The 4,591-nt window shown below is 36.0% G+C and carries 6 protein-coding genes; 4 read left to right on the top strand and 2 right to left on the bottom strand.

The features are described from left to right. The coding region (locus JHC30_06905) for a hypothetical protein (protein ID MCI4463880.1) at window positions 1–1,059 on the top strand (1,059 nt) is incomplete at its 5' end. On the opposite strand, the gene JHC30_06900 is transcribed toward JHC30_06905, so the two are convergent. After that, window positions 1,056–1,838: a radical SAM protein gene (locus JHC30_06900; protein MCI4463879.1), complete on the bottom strand. Its 783-nt coding sequence runs from the start codon at window positions 1,836–1,838 to the stop codon at window positions 1,056–1,058. The genes JHC30_06905 and JHC30_06900 overlap by 4 nt on opposite strands. Before the next feature lie 211 nt (window positions 1,839–2,049). On the opposite strand from JHC30_06900, the gene JHC30_06895 reads away from it, so the two are divergent. Genes JHC30_06895 through JHC30_06885 form a run of 3 tightly spaced genes read left to right on the top strand, consistent with a single transcriptional unit; the run spans window position 2,050 to window position 4,425 of the window. Then, window positions 2,050–3,369, top strand: coding sequence for an MFS transporter (locus JHC30_06895; GenBank protein MCI4463878.1), 1,320 nt, complete (start codon window positions 2,050–2,052; stop codon window positions 3,367–3,369). Further along, window positions 3,366–3,917, top strand: coding sequence for a chromate transporter (locus JHC30_06890; GenBank protein ID MCI4463877.1), 552 nt, complete (start codon window positions 3,366–3,368; stop codon window positions 3,915–3,917). Before JHC30_06895 ends, JHC30_06890 begins: the two co-directional genes overlap by 4 nt. Then, entirely contained in the window at window positions 3,904–4,425 is a 522-nt protein-coding gene (locus tag JHC30_06885) for a chromate transporter (protein MCI4463876.1), read from the top strand. The genes JHC30_06890 and JHC30_06885 overlap by 14 nt, the downstream gene beginning before the upstream one ends. 28 nt (window positions 4,426–4,453) lie before the next feature. On the opposite strand, the gene JHC30_06880 is transcribed toward JHC30_06885, so the two are convergent. Continuing rightward, window positions 4,454–4,591 (bottom strand): hypothetical protein (locus tag JHC30_06880; protein MCI4463875.1); only part of this gene is annotated, 138 nt, incomplete at its 5' end.

Here is a 4,591-nt window from a genome sequence, read left to right as displayed (position 1 = left end):
TCTGAATGTGCGCTTACAAGGTCTTATCTTGAAACGATGAAGGAGATCTATCCGAATATTGAGGTGAAAGAATATTCAGTTGCCGAGGCAAAGAACAAAGAACTTCTTACAAATCTTGGCAAAATTTATAATCTTCCGGAAAACAAACTCAATGTGACACCCGCAGTATTTATAGGGAAAAGTGCCTTTGTAAGAGAAGAAGCCTACAAGAATGTGGAAACTGCAATTAAAAATTTCAATTACGAAGACAATGCCTTTCTTGAAGATTCACTTCTCAAGGCACAAAGCGAAAGTTCAAACCTTGTTCTCTTATTTAAGAAATTTGGCATCCTTACCGTAATTGGTGCAGGGCTCATAGACGGCTACAATCCCTGTGCAATAACTGTATTGATTTTCTTTATCTCACTTCTTGCACTTCGTAAAAAAGACCGAAGAGAAATTCTTCTTGTTGGCACTCTTTTTACAATTGGCATAGGGCTTTCGTATCTTCTTTTAGGAGTAGGGCTTTTTGAACTCATATCAAGGTGGAAATACTTTGACTACATTTCAAAGTATGTGTATCTTATCACATCTTTAATCACTTTAACTCTCGTTGTCCTTACCTTTAGCGATTACTTTAAAGCAAAAAGAGGAGATACAAAGGGGATTACGCTTCAACTTTCAACTGCCGAGAAAAAGACGATACATGCTCTTTTAAGAAATCCCAGAGTGCTTACTGAATTTATCTTTGCGTTTCTTATAGCATTTCCTGTATCTATTGTCGAATTCTCGTGCACGGGACAAACATATCTTCCCACAATTGTTTATATTTTTGGAATGGAAAACCTTCGGGCACAAGCGTTCTTGTATCTCCTTCTTTATAATGTTATGTTCGTCTTGCCACTTATCATTATCACTTACATTGCTTATAGAGGGACAAATTCTCTGAGGATTTCAAAATGGTTTACTCAAAATTTGAGCACGATAAAACTTGCAACAGGGATTGTGTTCCTTATACTTTTTGGTTATCTTGGGCTTAAGACACTTTCGCTATTTAATCTAATAACTTTAAGGATTTAAACCTGTCTTGCAGTGCTCGAATTAGAAATTTCAGTCTGGGGTGCAATGCGTGTTGTGCCCCTTTTGTATATTACCTGCGATCCGTGGTTAATAATGCGCGAAGCCTCAAGTAACTCTCCGAAAGTGAGTGGCTCCACCTTGTATGCAGGCGCTCTAACAACTGTATTTATGTGAATTTTGTTAGGGCGTATTTGCGTTAAGACATTGTAGAGGTTAAGGTAATTTTCTATTGTGTTATTTATCCCTTTTACAAGGAGTATTTCAATCCAGAGTTCGTGGGTAAATATCTTCCTAAAGTCAATAATACCCTTTATAACTTCCTCAACTTTTATATCAGGGTGATTGAGGCTTATTTTTTCGTAAGTTTCCTTATCGACTGCATTAAGAGTAAACTTTACCACATCTGCCTCAAGCAAATCCATCTTTACATCATCTCTTGTTATTAGGGACCCGTTTGAAAGCACTGCAATTGGGATATCTGTTATCTTTTTTAACTCTCTTATGATATATCCGAGTTTGCTATTGAGTGTTGGTTCGCCAAGACCTGAGAATGTTATGTGGTCAATTTTTGTGGTATTTTTGCTTAAGAAATCCTTTATCTCTTCAATAATAGACTCTGCAGGGATGTATTCTTTTCGCTCAGTTGTAAGCAGTGTTGTTTTTCCTACCTCACAATAAATGCAGTTAAAACTGCACACCTTTGCCGGTACAGTAGTTACACCGAGCGATACCCCCAGCCTTCGTGAATTTATAGGTCCATAAATGTATCTGTATGCCAATTCTTCTATTCCCTCTATTTAATCCTCAAACGATATGAATTTTATATCATTTTTCAGTCCTGTCAATAGGTTTTTGAGGGTTTTTCAAAAGTTCTTTTAAAATTCTATCTAACCTTTATTTTATGTGGATTTTTTGCGCTTTACGAAAAGTCCGATTAAAAATTTTTAGTTTCTTCTTCTTTGTAGTATAATTAAAATCCGTGGTGAAGAAATGGATGATAAAAAGCATAGATTTGAAAATTTAAAAAACAGTTTCTACTTGCACTTTCCTTCTTTTAAATACAGGAATTTTAACCTATTTTTCTTTGGGCAGGTAATTTCTGTTATAGGCACATGGATGCAGTCAACGGCTCAAAGTTGGCTTGTTTTGCAAATAACAAATTCTCCGTTTAAATTGGGATTGCTTTCTGCAGTCCAGTTTCTTCCAGCGTTGTTTTTCTCGCTATACGCAGGTGTTGTAATAGATAAGTTTTCCAAAAGAAAGATTCTCATTTTTACCCAAAGCGCGTTAACTATTCTTGCCTTCATTTTAGGGCTTCTTGTAAAACTTCACATTGTGCAGTACTACCAAATACTCTTAATAGGCTTTTTGACAGGGATCGTTAACACTATTGATATGCCTGCAAGACAGTCATTTTATGTTGAACTTGTGCCCAAAGAGCATCTTATGAATGCAATTTCCTTGAACTCTTCTGCGTTTAACCTTGCACGTATTATTGGGCCTGGCATTTCTGGAATTCTCATAGGTCTTGTAGGTTATGAATGGAGTTTCTTCCTTAATGCAATAAGCTTTATCCCGGTGATTGTTGCACTCTTCTTCATTGTTGAAAGAACAAAGAGGCCATCAAAATTCAGCCTTAAGGAACTTGAAAATGTTAACAGGGATATAAAATCAGGACTATCTTACATTATGAAGATTCCAATTATTTTAATCATATTTGCCCTATTTATTGTAGTGAATGTGTTCGGCCTTAACTTTAATGTCCTTGTTCCAACGCTTGCAAAACAGGTTTTCCATCTTGGCGCAACCGAATATGGTTTCCTTATGTCGCTTATGGGATTGGGTGCCTTAACTGGCTCACTTTTCCTTGCCGTAGTAAGTTATAAGGGAGTAAAACACTTTTATCTATTTGGTGGTGCGTTTATGCTTGGGGTCACCCTTCTTCTTACAGGACTTATAAAAAATCTATATGTTGTGTCTCTTCTTACTACACTTTCTGGCTTCTTTATGGTGATGTTCCTTAACACCGCAAACACCCTTATACAGATGGAAACAGAAGAGCAATTTAGAGGAAGGGTTATGAGTATATATTCACTTATCTTCCTTGGATTTACGCCATTTGGAGCACTTTTCACAGGAACGCTTGCAGAGAAGGTTTCAGTTGATTTTACATATGCTCTTGTTGGCACAATAGTACTTGTTTCTGTTGTTATTATATACTTTTCAACATACAGAAAGATTTTTCCCGGTGTTGCCCTTCATGCAAGAAGGGTAAGTGGCTCCTACGAAGGGAGTTTCCCGAAGAAATGAAGAAGTTAATTACGCTTACATATGACTTTTTTGTTATAGGTCTTTTTACAATTGGCGGGGGATATGCGATGATTCCTCTTATGCGACAAACTTTTGTTGAAACAAGAAAGTATCTTACAGAAGAAGAATTTTTGGAAATGCTTGCAATTTCGCAAATTACGCCTGGTCCTATTGCTATAAATATGGCAACTTTTATAGGATATAGAGAAGGAGGATTAATTGGTTCAGCCCTTGCTACGCTTGGTGTTGTCCTTCCATCGTTTATTGTAATTCTTGTTATCTCAATCTTTTTTGCAAATCTTACTGCAATTCCGCAGGTTAAGAAGTTTTTGCTTGGTATTTTAACAGGTGTTGTGGGCGAAATTATTTACATCACTTTTGATATTTTTAAAAAAGCAAAGAAGACCATTTTCTATCTTTTAGTCTTAACCCTATCGCTTGTCGAACTTTTTATCTTAAAGATAAACCCTATTTATGTTATTCTTATTGGGGGCGCACTTGGTATAATTTTTGGAAAATTCTTTGAGGGTGAAAATGCTTCTTCTTAGATTATTTGTGGAATTTTTTAAAATTGGAATTGTTACCTTTGGTGGGGGACAGGCAATGCTTCCCTTACTTCAGCATTCATTTGTAACTGAACTCGGTTGGATAACACAGGAGCGCTTCCTCTATTTTGTTTCTGTTGCGGAAGTAACTCCTGGACCTGTTGCGCTTAATATGGCAACGTTTATTGGATATGAGTTGGATGGCGTAATTGGTTCTGCGTTTGCAACATTAGGTGTTGTTATGCCATCATTTTTGGTTATATTAGCAATTGCCCATTTTGAAAAGAAGTTTAAGGAAAATATTTTATACAAGAGGTTTATGCTTGGCGTAAAACCTGTAATTGTTGCGCTTCTAATAAACGCTATTTATCTCATCGTCGGGCGGGGATTTGTAGGTTTTATTCCGTATCTTATGGCACTTGGAAGCCTCATTGTTTTTATTTTCTACAGGAAATCACCATTGCTAATCCTTCTTGTTGCAGGTGTTATTGGCGTATTTGTGCTTAGATAGTTGTATTAATTAATTTAGGTTCTGCATTTTAATCATTTTTGCCTAATTTTCTGTTTAAATCCTTCCTTATCTTTTCCTTTAGTATATCGACATTCAAGTCTTTATTGAATTCTTTTAGGTTTGAAACCTTACTTTTTACACTTTTAACAAATTTTTTCTCTCCATT

Source organism: Caldisericum sp., assembly GCA_022759145.1.
In the GTDB taxonomy this organism is placed as follows: domain Bacteria; phylum Caldisericota; class Caldisericia; order Caldisericales; family Caldisericaceae; genus Caldisericum.
Note: the sequence above shows the minus strand (reverse complement) of the source record. Positions and strands in the feature narration are given on the sequence as shown.

Bases quoted from the DNA above. Each gene is read 5' to 3' on its own strand.
- JHC30_06895 (MCI4463878.1), top strand. From the start codon at position 2,050: ATGGATGATAAAAAGCATAGATTTGAAAATTTAAAAAACAGTTTCTAC.
- JHC30_06890 (MCI4463877.1), top strand. From the start codon at position 3,366: ATGAAGAAGTTAATTACGCTTACATATGACTTTTTTGTTATAGGTCTT.
- JHC30_06885 (MCI4463876.1), top strand. From the start codon at position 3,904: ATGCTTCTTCTTAGATTATTTGTGGAATTTTTTAAAATTGGAATTGTT.